Annotated in this window: 14 protein-coding genes, 1 tRNA gene and 2 pseudogenes; 11 read left to right on the top strand and 6 right to left on the bottom strand. The window is 69.1% G+C overall.

Annotated features, from left to right (window positions below; all coding sequences use genetic code 11):
• Positions 1-116 precede the first annotated feature (116 nt).
• The gene (locus ACTWQI_RS27345) at positions 117-1,391 is read right to left on the bottom strand and encodes a M6 family metalloprotease domain-containing protein (protein ID WP_443274429.1); all 1,275 of its coding nucleotides are present in this window, start codon (positions 1,389-1,391) and stop codon (positions 117-119) included.
• Positions 1,392-1,790: 399 nt separating this feature from the next.
• Between ACTWQI_RS27345 and ACTWQI_RS27340 the strand changes: the two genes are divergently transcribed.
• Positions 1,791-3,542, top strand: coding sequence for a putative bifunctional diguanylate cyclase/phosphodiesterase (locus tag ACTWQI_RS27340; RefSeq protein ID WP_443274469.1), 1,752 nt, complete (start codon positions 1,791-1,793; stop codon positions 3,540-3,542).
• A 111-nt stretch (positions 3,543-3,653) separates the two neighbouring features.
• Here ACTWQI_RS27340 and ACTWQI_RS27335 read toward each other — a convergent pair whose 3' ends face one another.
• Together ACTWQI_RS27335 and ACTWQI_RS27330 are read right to left on the bottom strand one after the other, a co-directional pair.
• Positions 3,654-4,397: a maleate cis-trans isomerase family protein gene (locus ACTWQI_RS27335; protein ID WP_443274428.1), complete on the bottom strand. Its 744-nt coding sequence runs from the start codon at positions 4,395-4,397 to the stop codon at positions 3,654-3,656.
• 537 nt (positions 4,398-4,934) lie between these two features.
• Positions 4,935-5,705: pseudogene (locus ACTWQI_RS27330) on the bottom strand (maleate cis-trans isomerase family protein); the annotation flags it as partial.
• Between the two features lie 232 nt (positions 5,706-5,937).
• Here ACTWQI_RS27330 and ACTWQI_RS27325 point away from each other — a divergent pair.
• Together ACTWQI_RS27325 and ACTWQI_RS27320 are read left to right on the top strand one after the other, a co-directional pair.
• Positions 5,938-6,903, top strand: a complete 966-nt coding sequence (locus ACTWQI_RS27325) for a D-2-hydroxyacid dehydrogenase (protein ID WP_443274427.1) — start codon at positions 5,938-5,940, stop codon at positions 6,901-6,903.
• 51 nt (positions 6,904-6,954) lie between these two features.
• Positions 6,955-8,367, top strand: a complete 1,413-nt coding sequence (locus ACTWQI_RS27320) for an amidase (protein ID WP_443274426.1) — start codon at positions 6,955-6,957, stop codon at positions 8,365-8,367.
• On the opposite strand, the gene ACTWQI_RS27315 is transcribed toward ACTWQI_RS27320, so the two are convergent.
• A complete protein-coding gene (locus ACTWQI_RS27315; protein WP_443274425.1) occupies positions 8,348-8,848 on the bottom strand; it encodes a DUF3830 family protein in 501 nt (166 codons plus the stop codon). The genes ACTWQI_RS27320 and ACTWQI_RS27315 overlap by 20 nt on opposite strands.
• Positions 8,849-9,132: 284 nt before the next feature.
• On the opposite strand from ACTWQI_RS27315, the gene ehuB reads away from it, so the two are divergent.
• The 5 genes from ehuB to ACTWQI_RS27290 all read left to right on the top strand — a co-directional run bounded on the left by ehuB (position 9,133) and on the right by ACTWQI_RS27290 (position 13,192).
• A complete protein-coding gene (ehuB, locus tag ACTWQI_RS27310; RefSeq protein WP_443274424.1) occupies positions 9,133-10,020 on the top strand; it encodes an ectoine/hydroxyectoine ABC transporter substrate-binding protein EhuB in 888 nt (295 codons plus the stop codon).
• A complete protein-coding gene (ehuC, locus tag ACTWQI_RS27305) occupies positions 10,017-10,748 on the top strand; it encodes an ectoine/hydroxyectoine ABC transporter permease subunit EhuC (RefSeq protein WP_443274423.1) in 732 nt (243 codons plus the stop codon). Before ehuB ends, ehuC begins: the two co-directional genes overlap by 4 nt.
• The gene (gene ehuD, locus ACTWQI_RS27300) at positions 10,745-11,398 is read left to right on the top strand and encodes an ectoine/hydroxyectoine ABC transporter permease subunit EhuD (RefSeq protein ID WP_443274422.1); all 654 of its coding nucleotides are present in this window, start codon (positions 10,745-10,747) and stop codon (positions 11,396-11,398) included. Before ehuC ends, ehuD begins: the two co-directional genes overlap by 4 nt.
• A complete protein-coding gene (gene ehuA / locus ACTWQI_RS27295) occupies positions 11,388-12,203 on the top strand; it encodes an ectoine/hydroxyectoine ABC transporter ATP-binding protein EhuA (protein ID WP_443274421.1) in 816 nt (271 codons plus the stop codon). The genes ehuD and ehuA overlap by 11 nt, the downstream gene beginning before the upstream one ends.
• Positions 12,204-12,433: 230 nt before the next feature.
• Positions 12,434-13,192 carry an IclR family transcriptional regulator gene (locus ACTWQI_RS27290; RefSeq protein ID WP_443274420.1) on the top strand — a complete coding sequence of 253 codons (759 nt, stop codon included), beginning with the start codon at positions 12,434-12,436 and terminating at the stop codon, positions 13,190-13,192.
• Positions 13,193-13,394: 202 nt separating this feature from the next.
• Here ACTWQI_RS27290 and ACTWQI_RS27285 read toward each other — a convergent pair whose 3' ends face one another.
• Positions 13,395-13,973: a lytic polysaccharide monooxygenase auxiliary activity family 9 protein gene (locus tag ACTWQI_RS27285; protein WP_443274419.1), complete on the bottom strand. Its 579-nt coding sequence runs from the start codon at positions 13,971-13,973 to the stop codon at positions 13,395-13,397.
• Positions 13,974-14,059: 86 nt separating this feature from the next.
• Positions 14,060-14,722 carry a nucleoside/nucleotide kinase family protein gene (locus ACTWQI_RS27280; protein ID WP_443274418.1) on the bottom strand — a complete coding sequence of 221 codons (663 nt, stop codon included), beginning with the start codon at positions 14,720-14,722 and terminating at the stop codon, positions 14,060-14,062.
• A 259-nt stretch (positions 14,723-14,981) separates the two neighbouring features.
• Between ACTWQI_RS27280 and ACTWQI_RS27275 the strand changes: the two genes are divergently transcribed.
• From ACTWQI_RS27275 to ACTWQI_RS27265, 3 genes and pseudogenes are all read left to right on the top strand, one after another.
• Positions 14,982-15,055, top strand: a tRNA-Lys gene (locus ACTWQI_RS27275).
• A 118-nt stretch (positions 15,056-15,173) separates the two neighbouring features.
• A complete protein-coding gene (locus ACTWQI_RS27270; protein ID WP_443274417.1) occupies positions 15,174-15,857 on the top strand; it encodes a FadR/GntR family transcriptional regulator in 684 nt (227 codons plus the stop codon).
• 400 nt (positions 15,858-16,257) lie between these two features.
• A pseudogene (locus ACTWQI_RS27265) lies at positions 16,258-16,745 on the top strand (glycosyl transferase); the annotation flags it as partial.

The following is a 16,745-nucleotide window of genomic DNA, read 5'->3' as shown; positions in this document are numbered from 1 at the left end:
GAAGCCCTTCGTCATATCCGGAGTTCTCCACCCCGCTCCTCGCACGTTTCGCGGCACCGGACATCTCACAGCGGCGGCACCGCACCGGACATCTCACGACGAGGGCACCGCACGCCTCACGGCAGGGTTGTCCGTACGGTCCACCGGCCGCTCCCGTCCGTATCCAGCACCTCCACCACCACCCCACTGCGCCGGTCGGTCACCCGCTCCCCCACGCCCAGCGGCGCGTCCGCCAGCTGCGGATAGACCGAGGAGTCCCAGCAGGCGCCGGTGCGCGGGTGCCCGTCGACCACCTCGATCGGGCCGTCGCCGGAGGCGAGGGCGCTGCGCACCCGGTAGACCAGCACGCCCTGCGTACAGCTCTCCGCGTCGTTGCCGTCCGCCGCGCGGACCTCGACCGCGACCGCGGTGGCCTCTCCGGTCCGCAGGACCAGCAGCCGGGTGCCACCGTCCGTACCGCGCTGTATGGGGGCGCCGAGCAGGTCGAGGCTGTGCACGCTCGTGCCGCTGCGCTCCACGCAGCCGATCTGGCTCCGGTTCAGCCAGCCCAGCTTCCACTTGTGCCAGCCGAAGAGCTCCGGCGCGAGTCCGAACTGGCTGCCCATGAGGTCCCAGTCCCCGACGTGGGTGTCCCAGTCGGCCGTGCCGTCCTCGGGCCGGTGGTAGAGATCGGGCAGGTCGAAGACGTGCCCGGTCTCGTGGGCGAGGACGTTGCGGTCGGGCGGGTGCTGCTCGAAGACGGTCACGATCCTGCGGATGTCCGTGCCGTCGGCGCGCAGCGGGCGGTCGAAGTTGACCACCTTCGTGGCATCGGAGTCGACACCGGGAGCATCCGGGTCGGCGATCAGATACACCAGGTCGTACCGGGAGAAGTCCACATGGCCGTCGGCGGCGGCGAGCGCGTGGTCCAGAAAGGTGGCGCGTAGTTCCGGGTCCCAGTCACGCTCTATCCCGTACGAGGTCGATGTGCCGGGCAATCGCAGCCAGCGCTCCAGGGGATCGGCGTGGAGGGTGAACCGCCCGTACGAGGCCCGCTCGAAGAAGCGGGACGTGTCGGGAAAGTAGTCGGTGGCCAGCTCGTGCGGGCTGACCTGCGGGTCGGAGTCGGGGAAGGACAGGAACACCATCACCGCGTCGAGTCGGCGCAGCGGGCGCGGATAGGCGGTGTTCCAGGTGTCCACGCCCTCGGAGTGGTGCGCGTCCGTCCGGGCGAGGGCGCAGGGGCCGCCTGTCGCGGCCGCGTAGGCCGGGCCCGCGACCAGCGATGTGGCGATCAGTGCCGTGAGGGAGGTGAACACGGCCCAGAGGCGACGCAGGGGCGACCGTTCCATTCGCCCGGGTGTCTGCGGACGCAGCACGTCGACCTCCCGGATGGAAACGGGACACCGCATCCACCTTGCTGGGATTTGTCGATATACGCCCTGTTCCGGTGACCCGGTCGAGTGAGCACGGTGGCACATCCGTTCGTGACAGACGGTCACTGATGATCAGTGGAGCATCAGGCTCGTGCAGAGACGCACAGATACAGTCGCAGCCAGGCTCGAGCGTCCTTGATCACGGTTGCGTTACTGGAAGGGCCGTGCCGCGAACCTCTATAGTCGCGGCATTTCCAGCGCGGATTCCTCCATGGGCGGTCGTGCACCGCCGATCCGGACCAGCTCTACACATCTGTACGAGACGAGTGCCCGCGGGAGCGAGCGGTGAGCGAATCCCATGACAGGCCGGGCTGTGCGCCCGGTGTCACCCTGCCAACGGTCACGGACCGTAGCCGAGTGCCTCAACTCAGCCTGATGCTCCGCCACACCGGGACGGCGCCCTGGGCCCGCCGTCCCACAGCAGAACTGCACGACCTCCAGGCCGCCTTCAACGCCGCCCAGCTCGCGATGGCCGTCGTCGACCGAGATGGCCTGGTCGTCAGCGCCAACCCCGCGCTGGGCGCACTGCTCGGCACGGAGCCGGCCCGGCTCACCGACGAGGCCGCGGCCGATCTCGTCGGTCTCGATCGCGACCCCCGCACCTGGGCCGCGTACCGCGAGATCCTGCACGGCCGGGACGATCGGCTGCGCTGCACCCGGCGGCTCAAGAGCTCCGCCGGACAGTCGCTCTGGGCCGAGGTGACGGTCGCTCCGCTGCCGGACAGCAGCAGCCTGCTGCTATCAGTGGCGGACATCAGCGACCGCCGTGACCTCCAGGCGAGGCTGCGCCATCTGCAGATGCACGATCCGGTGACCAGGCTGCCCAACCGGGCGCTCTTCTTCGAGCGCCTGGCGGTCGCCCTCGAGCCCGCCACCTACGCCCAGCGCGGCAGCACCGGCCGGATCGGGCTGTGCTACCTCGACCTCGACGGCTTCAAGGCGGTCAACGACACGCTCGGGCACCGCGTCGGCGATCAGCTGCTCTGTGCTGTCGCACAGCGGCTGACGCGGTGTGCGGAGGAGGCCGGATACGGGCGGCGCGGCGGGCATCTGGTCGCCCGGCTCGGCGGCGACGAGTTCGCCGTGCTCGTGGAGGACTCCACCGGTACCGAGCAGCTGTCGGCGCTGGCCGGGTCCGTCCTGACCGCGCTCCAGCAGCCGTTCGATCTGGCCGGGCAGCGGCTGTCGGTGTCGGCGAGCATCGGCGTGGTCGAGCGGGTGGCCGCCGGGACGACCGCGACCGGTCTGATGCAGGCCGCCGACACCACGCTGTACTGGGCGAAGGCCGACGGCAAGGCTCGTTGGACGCTCTTCGACCCGGAGCGCAACGCCCACCGGATTACGCGCCAGGCGCTGGCGAGCACGCTGCGGCCGGCCGTGGAGCGGGGCGAGTTCACGCTTGAGTACCAGCCGCTGGTGGGGCTCGGCGATGGCGCCGTACGCGGGGTGGAAGCACTCGTCAGATGGCAGCATCCACAGTTCGGCACACTGGCGCCGAATCGGTTCATCGGATTGGCCGAGGAAGACGGCTCGATCGTCGAACTCGGCCGCTGGGTCCTGGAGAACGCCTGCCGTCAGGCGCGGCGCTGGCAGCTGGAACGCCCGGCGGAACCGCCGATCTTCGTCAGTGTCAACGTCGCCGTACGGCAGGTGTGGGACTCGGATCTGGTGGCGGATGTCGCCGGCATTCTGGAGGAGACCGGACTCCCGCCGGAGCTGCTCCAGCTCGAGCTGACCGAGTCGGCCGTCATGGGCTCCGCGGGGCGCCCGCTCCAGGCTCTGCAGGCGCTCAGCGACATGGGCGTCGCGATCGCCATCGACGACTTCGGGACCGGCTACTCGAATCTCGCGTATCTGAGCCGGCTCCCGGTGTCGGTGCTGAAACTCGACGGATCCTTCGTCCGGGGCTTCCAGGACGAGGAGCACCCCAACCCCGCGGACGAGACCGTCGTGGAGGCGCTGGCGCAGCTGGCGCACCGGCTGGGGCTGACGGTCATCGCGGAGTGCGTGGAGAGCGCGGAGCAGGCGGATCGGCTGCGGAAGATCGGCTGCGACACCGGGCAGGGGTGGTTCTACTCCCGACCGGTGCCGCCGGACCGGATCTCTGCACTGCTTGAGAAGAAATGATTCATCTCAAGAAGAAATGATCCGCCGATCCGACGATCCGGCGGCGCCCCGGCCCGGGAACGCGTCGTGGAAGCCCGGCGCGGGCCCGGGCCGATCATCGTTGAGACATGTCTAGGGCATGTCCGACGCGAAGAGGGCGCCGAGGTCGGGGCGCAGGACGGAGCGGTCCAGCAGTCGCAGGCCCTCCCAGACCGTGACCTGGTTGGCCGTGAGCACCGGCTTGCCCAGTTCGCGTTCCAGGTCGCCGAGATACGCGGCCGTGTGCAGGGCCGTGTCCGGAAGCAGCACCGCCTGGGCGTCGGGATGGTCGCCCTGCCGCGCCAGCTGCAACACCTCCTCGCGTCCCCAGGTGCCGACCTCGGCCGCGGTGATGATCCCGCTGCCCCGCATCGCGACGACCTCCGCGCCCGATGCCTTGAGGAAGGCGGTGAAGTGCTCGGCAACGTCTTCCGGATAGGTCGCGGCGATGGCGACGCGGTCGGCGCCGAGGGCCCGGATGGCATGGGCGAAGGCGAAGGAGGTACTGGACGCCGGGAGACCCGTCGTGCGGGATAGCTCCCGCGCCTGCTCCTGCGCGCCCTCCCAGCCGAAGACGAAGCTCGCGCTGGTGCAGGCCCAGACGACGGCCCCGGCGCCCAGCGCCTTCAGCGCCGCGACCCCGGCCGCGAGCCGTGCGGCCGAGCCCATCTCCAGCAGGGCGTCCACGCGATGGGCGTCCTCGCCGATGTCGGTGTGGACCAGGGGCAACCGGACGTCCGCGGCCAGCATCGCCTCAAGTCGTGGATAGTCGTCCTCCGCCGAGTATCCCGGGTACAGGAACCCGACTGCCGCGTCGGTCACCGTCGCCTCTGCCATCTCCACCTCCGTATACGTCCCCGCACGGCCTCGGCCGCTGCGCAACTGCCTTCAATACACCGGCGGCCCCGCTCGGGTTCCACACCTCGCCCTCGCCCGTTCGGGTAAGACGAGCTGTCGCCGGACCGCCACTCACCTCTGGGGCGGACCTCCTGGCTCGTCCGGATAGGGCGGAGGGTCGAGTCCCTCGACCGACTCCGCCTCCGGCATCCCCGCGGGCCCGGCGTACGCCGCCTCCGGCTCTCCTCGCCCGCCGGACAGCTCGGCGCGGAGCTCGCCGGAGAGGTGCGGCCCCGGCTCCAGCACGGGATCCACCGGTGTCCCTGGCGGTGGCCCCACCAGCCGATCCGCGAAGGGGCTCTCCAGCACGGGATCCACCAGTGTCCCCGGCCCTCCCGGCGGATCCGCGAACGGTTCCGGCACCGGCTCGGTGAGCGATTCGGGCAGTGGTTCCGACACCGAGTCCGCCAGCGCTTCCGTGAGGGGCTCCTCCAAGGAGCCGGTCCCGGGCAAGGAGCCGGCCTCGTGCCCGGGCTCGGGCACCGAGGAGGACATCCCCGCCGGGCCGCGCCTGGCCACCGGATCCAGCAGCGCCTGGTACGGACCCACGGCCCGCTCCCCGATCCGCCGCAACGCCGCCCACATCGTCACCTGATTGGCCGACAGCACCGGCATCCGCAACTCCGCCTCCAGCTGCGGTATCACGTCGTACGTCGGCAGGTTGGTGCAGCTGATGAACAGGGCGTCCGCCGCGCCGACCACCGCCTGCCGCGCCATGTCCACCACATCGCGGTACGGCACTTTCCAGATATGCCGCGTCAGCCCGAGATACGCCCGCCCCGTGACCAGGATCCCGTCCTCGCCGAGGTACTCCTCCAAGGTGGTCGTGACGGACCGGGTATACGGCGTGACCAGGGCTATGCGCCGCGCGCCGATCTCGCGCAGGGCCTCCAGCAGGGCGCCCGACGTGGTCAGCGCCGGCATCTCGCCCGCCTGTTCCAACGCCGCGCACATCCCCCGCTCACCGGCCACCCCGCCGACGAAACTGCCCGAGGTGCACGCGTACGCGAGGACCTCAGGCGCCACCGCCGACAGCGCCCGCGCGGCGTCCCGCAGCGTCTCGTGCTCGCTGACGAGGCGGGCGAGATCGAGACTCACCTCGACGGGCACGAATGGGGTACGCGTGAGATGGAGCGATACCTCGTCCGGAACCCAGCGCCACAGCTCCCGGTCCAGAGCGAAATCGAATGGTGCGATGACGCCCACGCCGCGCTGCGGCTGCGGGCCACCCAGAAAGGAGACGTCCATGTCAAGCCCCAATGTCAACGGAGGGCCAGATTGATGGCCAAAACTTGGCCACAGAAAACGAAATCCGGAGCGCGCCGGGACGTCGGGACAGATACGGGACAGAAACGGGCTACAAGCCCGTATTGACGAAGGTAGTTTCTGCTCCCTAGCGTGGTCAATCCTCACATCTCAGGCTGCTCGCCGCTTTCCCTGACAGCAAAGCGGACCTACGTTTCGGAACGGTTTCCCGCCCATGCCCGAGAGCACCCTCCTCGTCTTCGGCGCCGACCCCCGACCACGACTCGACCGGCTCACCGGCCGCGCCCGCATCGTGCTGAGCGACGAGCAGTCCCTCCCCCGGCTCCTGCCGACCGCAGACGCGCTGCTGGTCTGGGACTTCACCTCCGACGCCGTCCGCGCGGCCTGGCCGGGCGAAGGCCGCAGGCCGCGCTGGGTGCACACCGCGAGCGCGGGCGTGGACCGGCTGCTCTGCCCGGAGCTGGTCGCCTCGGACACCGTCCTGACCAACGCCAGGGGGGTCTTCGAGCAGCCGATCGCCGAGTACGTCGCCGGTCTCGTCGTCGCCATGGCCAAGGATTTCCCGGGCACCTGGGAGCTGCAGCGGCAGCGGCGCTGGAAGCACCGGGAGACCACGCGGCTGGCTGGGACCGGGGCGGTGGTCGTCGGCTCCGGCCCGATCGGACGGGCCATTACCCGTACGCTCACGGCACTAGGTGTCCGGGTCGACCTGGTCGGCCGTACCGAGCGCACCGCCGACCCGGAGGTGGGCCGGGTGCACGACAGCAGAGCGCTGGCCGGCCTTCTGCCCTCGGCCGATTGGGTGGTGTGCGCGGCCCCCCTGACAGAAGACACGGAGGGCATGTTCGACGCCCCCGCGTTCGCCCGGATGAAGCCGACGGCCCGCTTCATCAACGTCGGGCGCGGCCCGCTCGTCGTCCAGAAGGACCTGGTCGACGCCCTGCTGCGGCGGACGATCGCCGGCGCGGCCCTGGATGTCTTCGAGACCGAGCCGCTGGCCGCCGACAGCCGGCTGTGGGACGTGCCCGGGCTGCTCGTCTCCCCCCACATGAGCGGTGACACGGTCGGCTGGCGGGACGCCCTCGCCGAACAGTTCATGGACAACTTCGACCGGTGGGCGGCCGGTGAGCCACTGTTCAACGTGGTCGACAAGCGCCTCGGGTACGTACCGGTTCCCTGACCGGTCCCGGGCACCGTCGCCCGGGATCGAGCCTCACCCCTTGGAGGGCCGATGACCGATCTGGCGGATCTGACGGCAACCGACCTCGTCGCCGGCTATGCCTCCGGCGCCTTCTCCCCGGTCGACGCCACGCGCGCCGCCCTGGAGCGGATCGAGCGGGTCGATCCGGCCGTCAACGCCTTCGTACGGGTCGACGCCGAGGACGCGCTCGGGCGGGCCGCCGAGTCGCAGGAGCGGTGGCGCCGCGGTGAACCGGCCGGGCTGGTGGACGGCGTGCCGGTGTCGGTGAAGGACATCCTGCTGGTCCGCGGCGGGCCGACGCTGCGGGGCTCGCTGACCGTCCGGGCCGAGGGGCAGGCCTGGGACGAGGACGCCCCCGCCGTGGCCCGGCTGCGCGAGCACGGCGCGGTGTTCCTCGGCAAGACGACGACCCCCGAGTTCGCCTGGAAGGGCGTGACGGACAGCCCACGGCACGGGGTGACGGGCAACCCCTACGATCCGCAGCGCACAGCGGGCGGCTCGAGCGGCGGCAGCGCGGCCGCGGTCGCCCTCGGCGCGGGGCCGCTGAGCCTCGGGACGGATGGCGGGGGCTCGGTGCGCATCCCCGCCTCCTTCTGCGGGATCTTCGCGCTCAAACCCACCTATGGGCGGGTGCCTCTCTACCCCGCGAGCCCCTTCGGCACCCTCGCTCACGTGGGGCCGATGACCCGTGACGCGCGGGACGCGGCGCTGCTGATGGATGTGATCACGGGCCCGGACTGGCGCGACTGGTCGCAGCTGGACCGGGTGACGGACGGCTTCCGCGACGGGCTCGGGGGCGGGGTGGCCGGGCTGCGCGTCGCGTACTCCTCGACCTTCGGCAGCCAAGTGGCCGTCGATCCTCGGGTCGCCGCGGCGGTACGGAACGCGGTGGAGCGGCTGGCCGACTTGGGGGCGTACGTCGAGGAGGCCGATCCCGACGTCGCCGAGCCGGTGGACACCTTCCACACCCTGTGGTTCAGCGGCGCAGCGCGTGTGGTGCAGCACCTCGGCAAGGAGCAGCGGGAGATGCTCGACCCGGGACTGCGGGAGATCTGTGATCAGGGGGCGCGGTACAGCGCGCTCGACTACCTGGCCGCGATGGACGTACGGATGGCCCTCGGCCAGCGGATGGGCCGCTTCCACAACCGCTACGACCTGCTGGTGACCCCGACCTTGCCGATCACCGCGTTCGAGGCGGGCGTCGAGGTGCCGAAGGGGTCCGGACAGCACCGCTGGACCGCCTGGACGCCCTTCACGTATCCCTTCAACCTGACCCAGCAGCCCGCCGCTTCCCTGCCGTGCGGCCTGGACGCCGACGGGCTGCCGATCGGCGTCCAGCTGGTGGCCGCACGCCACGCGGACGCGCTGGTCCTGCGCACGGCGCACGCGCTGTACGAGGCCGGGATCGCGGAAGGAATCCGGCCTACGCCCGGCGGAAGTTGAGGGTCTCCCCCAGGGCGCCCGCCCGCCACAGGTCCTGACAGGCCTCGGCCATCCGGTCGAGGCCTGTGACGATCGAGCCCCAGACGATACCGGGGACCCAGCCCGCGTCCCCGTTGATCAGCAGATTGTTGCGCTCGTAGAACAGCGCGAGGTCGACCACCTGGGCCTGGCCCCGGTGCGTGGCGTGCGCCTCGTAGCCGTAGGACGCCGTGCCCAGCTGGGTGTCAGAGAAGGTGAAATAGCACAGATCGCCCGGAATCGGAGTGATCGTGGGGTTTTCCAGGGGCGGCTCCGCCGGAGCGAAGGGCGGCAGCAGCGCGTAGATCTCATTGCGCGCATACTTCGCGTGATAGACATCGCCGCCCAACGGGAGTGCGTTCCACACCGCCTCGCAGGTGATGGGGGCGCGGTCGTCGAGCAGTTTCGCCGTGCAGTTGACACCCCGCTTGCCAAGCGAGACTTCGATGAAGCGATCACTCATCGCGCCTCCTGATCGTGACCTGTGATCTTCATAGTGGCTGAGCCGGATCGACACAACCAGAGGGCACGCCGACGGCGAGGCCGGAGCGCCCCCTCCCCACGGCACACCCACGAGACATCGTCCATCCGTACACCTCCCCAAAGGCCCGTGGCTTCCCCGGTGTTCGGAGACGGGAATCGCCGTCACTCACTGACCGAAAGGGAGCTGCATACCTTGCCCTGAGCTTGGGTAGACGCGCGCCCATGGCCCGACCACATGAGAACAACGAGGGATATACCGGAAGAATGCTCAGTCGCCGCTCACTGCTGGCAGGTGCGGCGGCACTCGGCACGGCAGGTGCATTGGGTGCGACGACCGGGTGTGCACAAGTGGACATCACGGGAGCGAAGAGCGGCGGACAGCTGCTCGAGGACCTGCGCGACAAGGGCACCGTGCGCATGGGCATCGCCAGCGAACCTCCATACGCCTCTATCAACGATCAGGGGGAGCTCACGGGCGAGGCCCCGGCAGTAGCCGGAACCATCTTCCGACGGTTGGGGATCAGGAATTTCGAGCCGGTTCCGGTCGAGTTCGGCGCGCTGGTCCCCGGACTGCACTCCTTCCAGTTCGACGTGATCGTCGCGGGGATGTTCATCAATAAGGCCCGGTGCCAGGCGGTGCTCTTCTCCGACCCGGACTACGAGTCGAAGGACAGCTTCCTCGTCCCGAAGGGTAACCCGAAGAAGATCAGGTCTTACCGGGACGTCGCCGAGGGCAATCTGCGCATGGGGTCCGGGGTCGGCTATGCCGAGATCGAATACGCCAAGGGCAACGGCGTGAATGAAAGCCAGATCCAGACCTACGGCGACCAGGTCGGCGGCATGGAGGCGCTCGAAGCGGGCCGGATCGACTGCTTCGCGGGCACCGCCCTGACGATGATCGAGGCGCTGAAGACCGGCGATCACCCCAAGGTGGGGATGGCCGAGCCGTTCACCCCGGAGGTAGACGGCAAACCGCAGCGCGACGGTGGTGGTTACGGCTTCCGGCTGGGCGAGACCAAGCTCCGGGACGCCTTCAACGACGAATTGCAGAAGATGAAGAGGAGCGGTGAACTCCTGCGCATCGCCAAACCATTCGGCTTCACGGAGGAGTTCATGACCGACCTGACGGCAGAGGAGCTCTGTAACCGATGACCGGGCCACTCTGGGAACGCTTCTTCGAGGGCCTGTGGATCACCCTCCAATTGCTGGTCTACAGCGCCGTGCTCGCCGCTGTGATCGCCTTCGGCATCGGGATGGCCCGCACCTCGCGCCACTGGATCGTCCGCTTCCTGTCCGGTACGTACGTGGAGCTCTTCCGCGGCACGTCGGCGCTGGTGCTGATGTTCTGGCTGTTCTTCGCCCTGCCCCTGCTGGGCTGGCAGCTGGTCGCCATCTGGGCGGGCACGCTCGCCCTCGGCCTCTCCTACGGGGCGTACGGGTCCGAGGTGGTGCGCGGAGCCATCCAGTCGGTGGCACCGGCGCAGCGTGAGGCGGCCATCGCACTGAGCTTCACGCCGTGGCAGCGGATGCGGAAGGTGATCCTGCCGCAGGCCGTGCCCGAGATGCTGCCGCCGTTCAACAACCTGCTGATCGAACTCCTCAAGGGCACCGCCCTGGCCTCGCTGCTGTCCATCGCCGAACTCACCTTCCAGGCCAAGCTCGCCCGGCTCTCGACCGGTGAGAGCGCACAGGTCTTCGGAATCATTCTGGTGATGTACTTCGTGGTGGCGTTCCTGGTGACCCGGGTCATGCGGCTGCTGGAGCGCCGCGCCAAGGCCTCGATCGGCCAGAAGCCGGAGCGGACCGGCTGGTTCTCCCGCAAGCTGCCGATAACGCACCATGAGCCGCAGGCCATGGCGACCGGGGGTGGCAACGCATGAACAACTGGTCCTGGGATTACATCGCCGACATCATGCCGCAGCTCCTCGACGGACTGTGGATCACCGTCCAGGCGACCGTTCTCGGCTCGCTGGTGTCCTTCGTCCTCGGCCTGGTGTGGGCACTCGCGCTGCGCTCGCAGATCCGCTGGGTGACCTGGCCCGTCAGCATCGTCGTCGAGTTCGTCCGCAACACCCCGCTGCTGGTGCAGCTGTTCTTCCTGTTCTTCGTGCTGCCGAGCTGGGGGGTGACCTTCGGGCCGCTGACCACCGGCGTCATCGGCCTCGGGCTGCACTACTCCACGTACACCGCCGAGGTCTACCGCGCCGGCATCGACGCCGTGCCGACGGGCCAGTGGGAGGCGGCCACCGCGCTCAGCCTGCCGCGCAGCCGCACCTGGATCGCGGTGATCCTGCCGCAGGCCTTCCGGCGCGTGGTCCCCGCCCTCGGCAATTACGTGATCGCGATGTTCAAGGACACTCCGATGCTCGCAGCGATCACCGTCGGGGACATGCTCTTCAAAGCCAATGAAATCGGCGCGACCACGTTCGACTACATGGAGCCGATCACCGTGGTCGGCGTTCTCTTCATCCTGATCTCGTACCCCACTTCTCTCCTCCTGCGAGTCCTGGAGCGTCGTCTTGTCCGCTGACAGCAACCTCTCGAATGAAACGGCCAACCCCACGGTGGACGGCTCCGAGCTGATCCGCTTCGACAAGGTCACCAAGCGCTTCGGCGCCAACACGGTCCTGGATTCCCTCGACTTCACCGTCTCGTCGGGCAAACACGTGACATTGATCGGGCCGTCGGGGTCCGGTAAGACAACGATCCTTCGGCTGCTGATGACGCTGCTGAAGCCGGACGAGGGCACCATCAAGGTCGGCGGCGAGTTTCTGACGCACGAGGAGAAGGGCGGCAAACTCGTCCCCGCCGGCGAAAAGCACACCCGTGAGGTGCGCAAGAAGATCGGCATGGTGTTCCAGCAGTTCAACCTCTTCCCCAACATGAAGGTGCTGCGGAACATCACCGAGGCCCCGGTACACGTCCTCGGCCTGAGCAAGGACGAGGCCGAGCAGCGGGCCCGCGACCTGCTCGAGCTGGTCGGGCTGACCGAGCACATCGACAAGTACCCGACCCAGCTGTCGGGCGGTCAGCAGCAACGCGTCGCCATCGCACGGGCGCTGGCGATGAGACCGCAGGTCCTGCTGCTGGACGAGGTGACCTCGGCGCTCGACCCGGAGCTGGTGGCGGGTGTGCTGGACGTGCTGCGGGACATCGCCCGCACCACCGACATCACGATGCTGTGCGTCACCCACGAGATGACCTTCGCCCGGGACATCTCCGACGACGTCCTGATGTTCGACTCGGGCCGCGTCATCGAATCCGGCCCACCGGGGAAGATCTTTTCCGAGCCCGAGCACGACCGCACCCGGGAATTCCTCAGCGCTGTGTTGTGATATCGCAGCTCCAGCACTCACGGAATGACTCTGGCATATGCCATGGTGGCGCGCTCCAGCGTATGAGGTTGAAGCGCGCCACCAAACTCCTCAACACCTGCTCCATTCAGGGCGCTTGGCCGCTATCGTGGTATCGAGCCCAGCTGACGGGACCGGTGTGAAGCGCGCTTTGCCCGTGACCTTTAGCGACGGCGACGACGCAAGCGGTCACAACCTGGTAGGGGGAAACCGTGGCGCTCAAGCCCGAGCCGACCGCGCCGTTCCACTCGGTGCAGCACGCCCTTCGCGTGCTGGAATGCGTCGCCAAGCACAGCGGCGGCGTCACCGACGTACAGATCGCGCGTGAGACCGGCCTGCCCGGCGCACACCTCTCCCGCATCCTGCTGATGCTGCGGCGCGAGGGCTATGTGGAGCAGGTGGGCGACGGCGCGTTCATCGTCGGCGATTCCCTGGTGCTCCTCGGCTCCGGCGGCGACCGCCGGCTGGCGCTGTCCGCCAAACTGCAGCGCACCCTCAGCGAGATTCGCGACTCGGTCGGCGCTGCGGTCTACATCAGCCGCTACATCGACGGCGAGGTCAAGATCACGCAGTATGCGGACGGACCGAAGGCCCCGAAGGTGAACGAGTGGGTGGACTTCCGGTCCGCGGCCCACGCGAGCGCGGTCGGCAAGTGCCTCCTCACCCAGCTCGACCACAACGGCCGTCGCGACCACCTCTCCCGGCACAAGACCGCCCGCCTCACCTCGCGGACCATCACGAACGAGAAGGTGCTCTTCACCAAGCTGGACAGCCAGCCGCCCACGGTCCCCGTGCTCGACCTCCAGGAGTACGCGGTCGGTACGGTCTGTGCCGCCGTCCCGATCACCGCCGGCCAGTCGGTGGGCTGCCTGGCGCTGTCGATGCCGATCGAGCACGCCCACCGGCTCCGCCAGGCCGCGGACACGCTCAACCGCAAGGCAGCCCCGCTGCTGCTCTCCCTCACCATCTAATCCCTTACCGGGGTCCACTGCCGGTCAGGACCATCCCCGCGGACCCGGTAAGTATGGCGGCTGACGTCGGCCTCACTAGCACGGCAGGCGTCTGGGGGCACCTCGTTGGTGGGGTCCAGCGAAACGGGCAGGACCGCCCCCGCGGTCATCCCGGGGGCGGTCCAATCCGCCGGCGCCGTGCCCGCGGGGTGGGGGGTCCGTCCTAGAACTCGACGTCCGAGCAGGCGTAGAAGGCGTTGGCGGTGTCGTGAACGGTCCAGACGGCGAAGATGATGTGCTTGCCCGTCTTCCCCGACGGGATGGTGCCCTCATGGCTGTACTCGAAGGGCGGCTGCTGGCCGTTGTACGGGACCGTCAGGAACGGCTGGGAGTCCAGGTCGGCACGCGTCAGCGGGCTGTTCCGGTTCCATCCGTTCTTGGTGATGAAGTACTTGAAGTCGGTGGTGCGGTGGGGGGCCGTGAACTTCCAGCGGAAGGTGTAGCTCCCACCGCTGACTCTGGTCGCCGGCCAGTTCCGTCCGGGGTCGTCGAGCTCCGCGAAGCGGCTGTTGCCGCCGGAACAGAGCTTTCCGTCAGGGGGCCCGGAGGCGGGGAAGCCCTTGGGACCCTCGACGCTCTGTGGCTCCCACTGGATAGCGCCGCAGTCCTTCGCGTTGGCGCAGACCTTCTGACGACTGATGGGGGCTTCGGTATAGCCGTGGCTGCTGGCGCTGCCGGTTGCGAGAACCGACGCGCCGATGACGCCGAGGCCGATGGCCACGACGCCCATCTTCTTGCGCATGCTTCGCTCCTGGAGAACGTGGGGGTGTTCCGTGAGCTCAGCCGGCTGAGTACAGGGTTGGGTTGAGGTCTAGACCAAGTTGCAGATTAACCTTCTTGGTTGAACATGTCCAGACCAATCGGTGCGAGAATTTTGTCGCAGTTGACCCGGGACCGCTTGACCTGTTCACCGTTGGGGAGGTCGTTGGTGTCCACCCACGCCCGCGCCCCGACCGGGGTGCGCCCGCCCACCAACTGCCGCTCCACGAGCCGGGCATCGCGTACGGCGTCCGGCGCGTCGACGTACCAGACCTCGGCCATCAGGCTCCGCGCCTCGGTCCAGCCGGGCTCGGCGCAGGCGAGATAGTTCCCCTCGGTGACCACGAGCCGGGTGCCGGCGCGGAGCAGATGGCGGGCGGCGACCGGCTCATGGAGGGTCCGGTCGTAGTCCGGTACGTAGATGTCGCAGCCGGGCTCGCGCGCGACCCGGCCCAGCAGCGCGACATACCCCCACACGTCGAAGCTCGGCGCCGAGCCCTTGCGCGCGGTGAGGCCGAGCCGGCTCAGCTGCGCATTGGACAGATGAAAGCCGTCGAGCGGCAGATAACCGGCCGCACCGGCGCCGCGCCGCCGCCCGACCTCGGCGACCAGAGCTCGGGCGAGCGTGGACTTCCCGGCCCCGGGCGGCCCGGCCAGCCCGATGACGACGCGGGGGCCCGGACCTCGGCGGGCCAGCGCCCAGGCCTCCTCGGCCAGCTCGTGGAGCTCCATGTCCCGCAGCGTAACGCCCTGCCGGGCGAGCCACCCGAGATCCACTTCCGAGGTCGCTCACCCACCGGAGCTGCGGCTACACTCCCGCAGCTACCTCCCCCTGGGGGTACTCCCCCAGCTACCGCCGGGGGGACCCCCACCCGGGCCGATAGGCCCAGGGGGACTAACGCTGGGGGTGCCCCCAGGGAGGTGCCCCCCAGCACTCCGCCGGCCGTCGGAGCACCCCTGCTGATCCGGTAGGATCCCCTCTCGTCAGCACGCGCCGCTAGCTCAGTTGGTTAGAGCAGCTGACTCTTAATCAGCGGGTCCGGGGTTCGAGTCCCTGGCGGCGCACGTGCCCCTCTGGGCCTCCTCGCCACCGGCGAGGAGGCCCAGAGTCGTTCCAGGACGGCGGGCCGGGCAACTGCCCGGGGGATGGTCAAAACGGAGGTTGTGGGTGCACAGTCGCGGAATGGCGAGTGACATCCAGGAGCGGATCAAGAAGCTGATCATCGACCGGCGGCTGCCGTCCGGCGCTCCCCTCCCCACCGAGACCGACCTCATGGAGCTGCTCGGGGTCAGCCGCAACTCGGTCCGCGAAGCGCTGAAGGCGCTCCAGGCGATGGGGATAGTCGAGATCCGGCACGGCTTCGGCACGTACGTCGGACCGATGTCCATGGCCCCGATGATCGAGGGGCTCATCTTCCGTACGGTCGCCGGGCACTACCGCGGCGAGGACAGCCTTCTCCAGCTGCTGGAGCTGCGCGAGGCGGTGGAGACCGGTCTGATAGCACGGCTCGCCGGCCGCGTCCCCGCCCCGGACCTCGTCGAGCTGGACGCACTCGTGGCACGCATGGAGGACGAGGCGGCGGACGGGGCGGTGCGCGCGGACACCGACCGGGCCTTCCACGCCTCGCTCTACCGGGGGCTGGACAACCTCCTGTTGAGCGAGGTCCTGGAGGCCTTCTGGGATGCCTTCCACCGCGTCCGTACGGACCTGGTGGACACGCACCCCGACCCCGGCGTCACCTGCCGGCAGCACCGGGAGATCCTGGAGGCGGTCCGCTCCGGGGACGCGGTCCGCGCGGAAGAAGCCGTACGGGATCACTTCGGCAACATACGGACCCGGCTGCGGTCCGCACACCGCGACTCCTGACGCCATCGTCCGGCCGCGGGGGGCATCGAACCCAACGCCCCACCTAGCACTGATGTTTCCCCAATGCGCACGTATGCCCGGTAAACAGGTCGTTTCACCCTTGCGATCAAGCAGCGCGGTCCGGGACTCTATCCTGGACCGGACGGCTTCCCGGGCGACAAGCGGAGCCTGAAGGTCGATCAGGTGGGGGCTCGACCGGTTGTGCAGATCTGCGGGGTAGGGGACCCCGTTTCACTCCACGATGCCGGGGCGGGCATCATGCAACCGGAAGATGGTCGTTCCATATCCTTAGGGACGGCGACCTTACAGTGCTGCGCACGGGTCGGTCGAGGGGGACCGATGGCCCGTGTCACGCGGCTTACCGACACACGCACCGACCTTGCGTGCGGGGGGATGACTCATGACGTCGACGCCGACTGGCGCCCGGCACTCCTATGACCCTGACCGAACGACCCGGCTCCGTGTGCCTCACCAGCTCCGGCCGGGATCAGCGCGCGGGCCCCGGCGGAGAAAACCGCTGCCGCGCTACGACTACGAGCACTACAGCCGGCTCGCGGGGCCGCTCACTCAACCCGACCCGAACAAGCCGTACCGAGTGCGCTACCGGAGCCTGCTCGCCGACGAGCCGCACCGCATACGCGCGGGCCTGCTGCTCGGCGCGGCACCCCTGGTCTCACTCGGCCTGCTGGTCTGGCTGATGCAGCCCGCGCACTGGACCAAGCGGGACAACGCCTCGGACACCCTGCTCGTGCTTGATGTGATCATGCTGGTGTCGATCGGGCTGATCGAGCTCTTCCGCACCCTGAACGTGCTCTCCAACGCACACGCCACCCTCGTCGCCCGGGACCCGATCCCGGTCGTCCCCGAGAACGGCACCAAAGTCGCCTT

This window comes from Streptomyces sp. KR80 (assembly GCF_052245555.1).
Classification (GTDB): Bacteria; Actinomycetota; Actinomycetes; order Streptomycetales; family Streptomycetaceae; genus Streptomyces.
This window is presented reverse-complemented; position numbering and strand designations above follow the sequence as displayed.

Coding starts and splice junctions, on each gene's coding strand:
- ACTWQI_RS27345 (WP_443274429.1), bottom strand. CDS start 1,391: ATGCGGTGTCCCGTTTCCATCCGGGAGGTCGACGTGCTGCGTCCGCAG.
- ACTWQI_RS27340 (WP_443274469.1), top strand. CDS start 1,791: ATGCTCCGCCACACCGGGACGGCGCCCTGGGCCCGCCGTCCCACAGCA.
- ACTWQI_RS27335 (WP_443274428.1), bottom strand. CDS start 4,397: ATGGCAGAGGCGACGGTGACCGACGCGGCAGTCGGGTTCCTGTACCCG.
- ACTWQI_RS27325 (WP_443274427.1), top strand. CDS start 5,938: ATGCCCGAGAGCACCCTCCTCGTCTTCGGCGCCGACCCCCGACCACGA.
- ACTWQI_RS27320 (WP_443274426.1), top strand. CDS start 6,955: ATGACCGATCTGGCGGATCTGACGGCAACCGACCTCGTCGCCGGCTAT.
- ACTWQI_RS27315 (WP_443274425.1), bottom strand. CDS start 8,848: ATGAGTGATCGCTTCATCGAAGTCTCGCTTGGCAAGCGGGGTGTCAAC.
- ehuB (WP_443274424.1), top strand. CDS start 9,133: ATGCTCAGTCGCCGCTCACTGCTGGCAGGTGCGGCGGCACTCGGCACG.
- ehuC (WP_443274423.1), top strand. CDS start 10,017: ATGACCGGGCCACTCTGGGAACGCTTCTTCGAGGGCCTGTGGATCACC.
- ehuD (WP_443274422.1), top strand. CDS start 10,745: ATGAACAACTGGTCCTGGGATTACATCGCCGACATCATGCCGCAGCTC.
- ACTWQI_RS27285 (WP_443274419.1), bottom strand. CDS start 13,973: ATGCGCAAGAAGATGGGCGTCGTGGCCATCGGCCTCGGCGTCATCGGC.
- ACTWQI_RS27280 (WP_443274418.1), bottom strand. CDS start 14,722: ATGGAGCTCCACGAGCTGGCCGAGGAGGCCTGGGCGCTGGCCCGCCGA.
- ACTWQI_RS27270 (WP_443274417.1), top strand. CDS start 15,174: ATGGCGAGTGACATCCAGGAGCGGATCAAGAAGCTGATCATCGACCGG.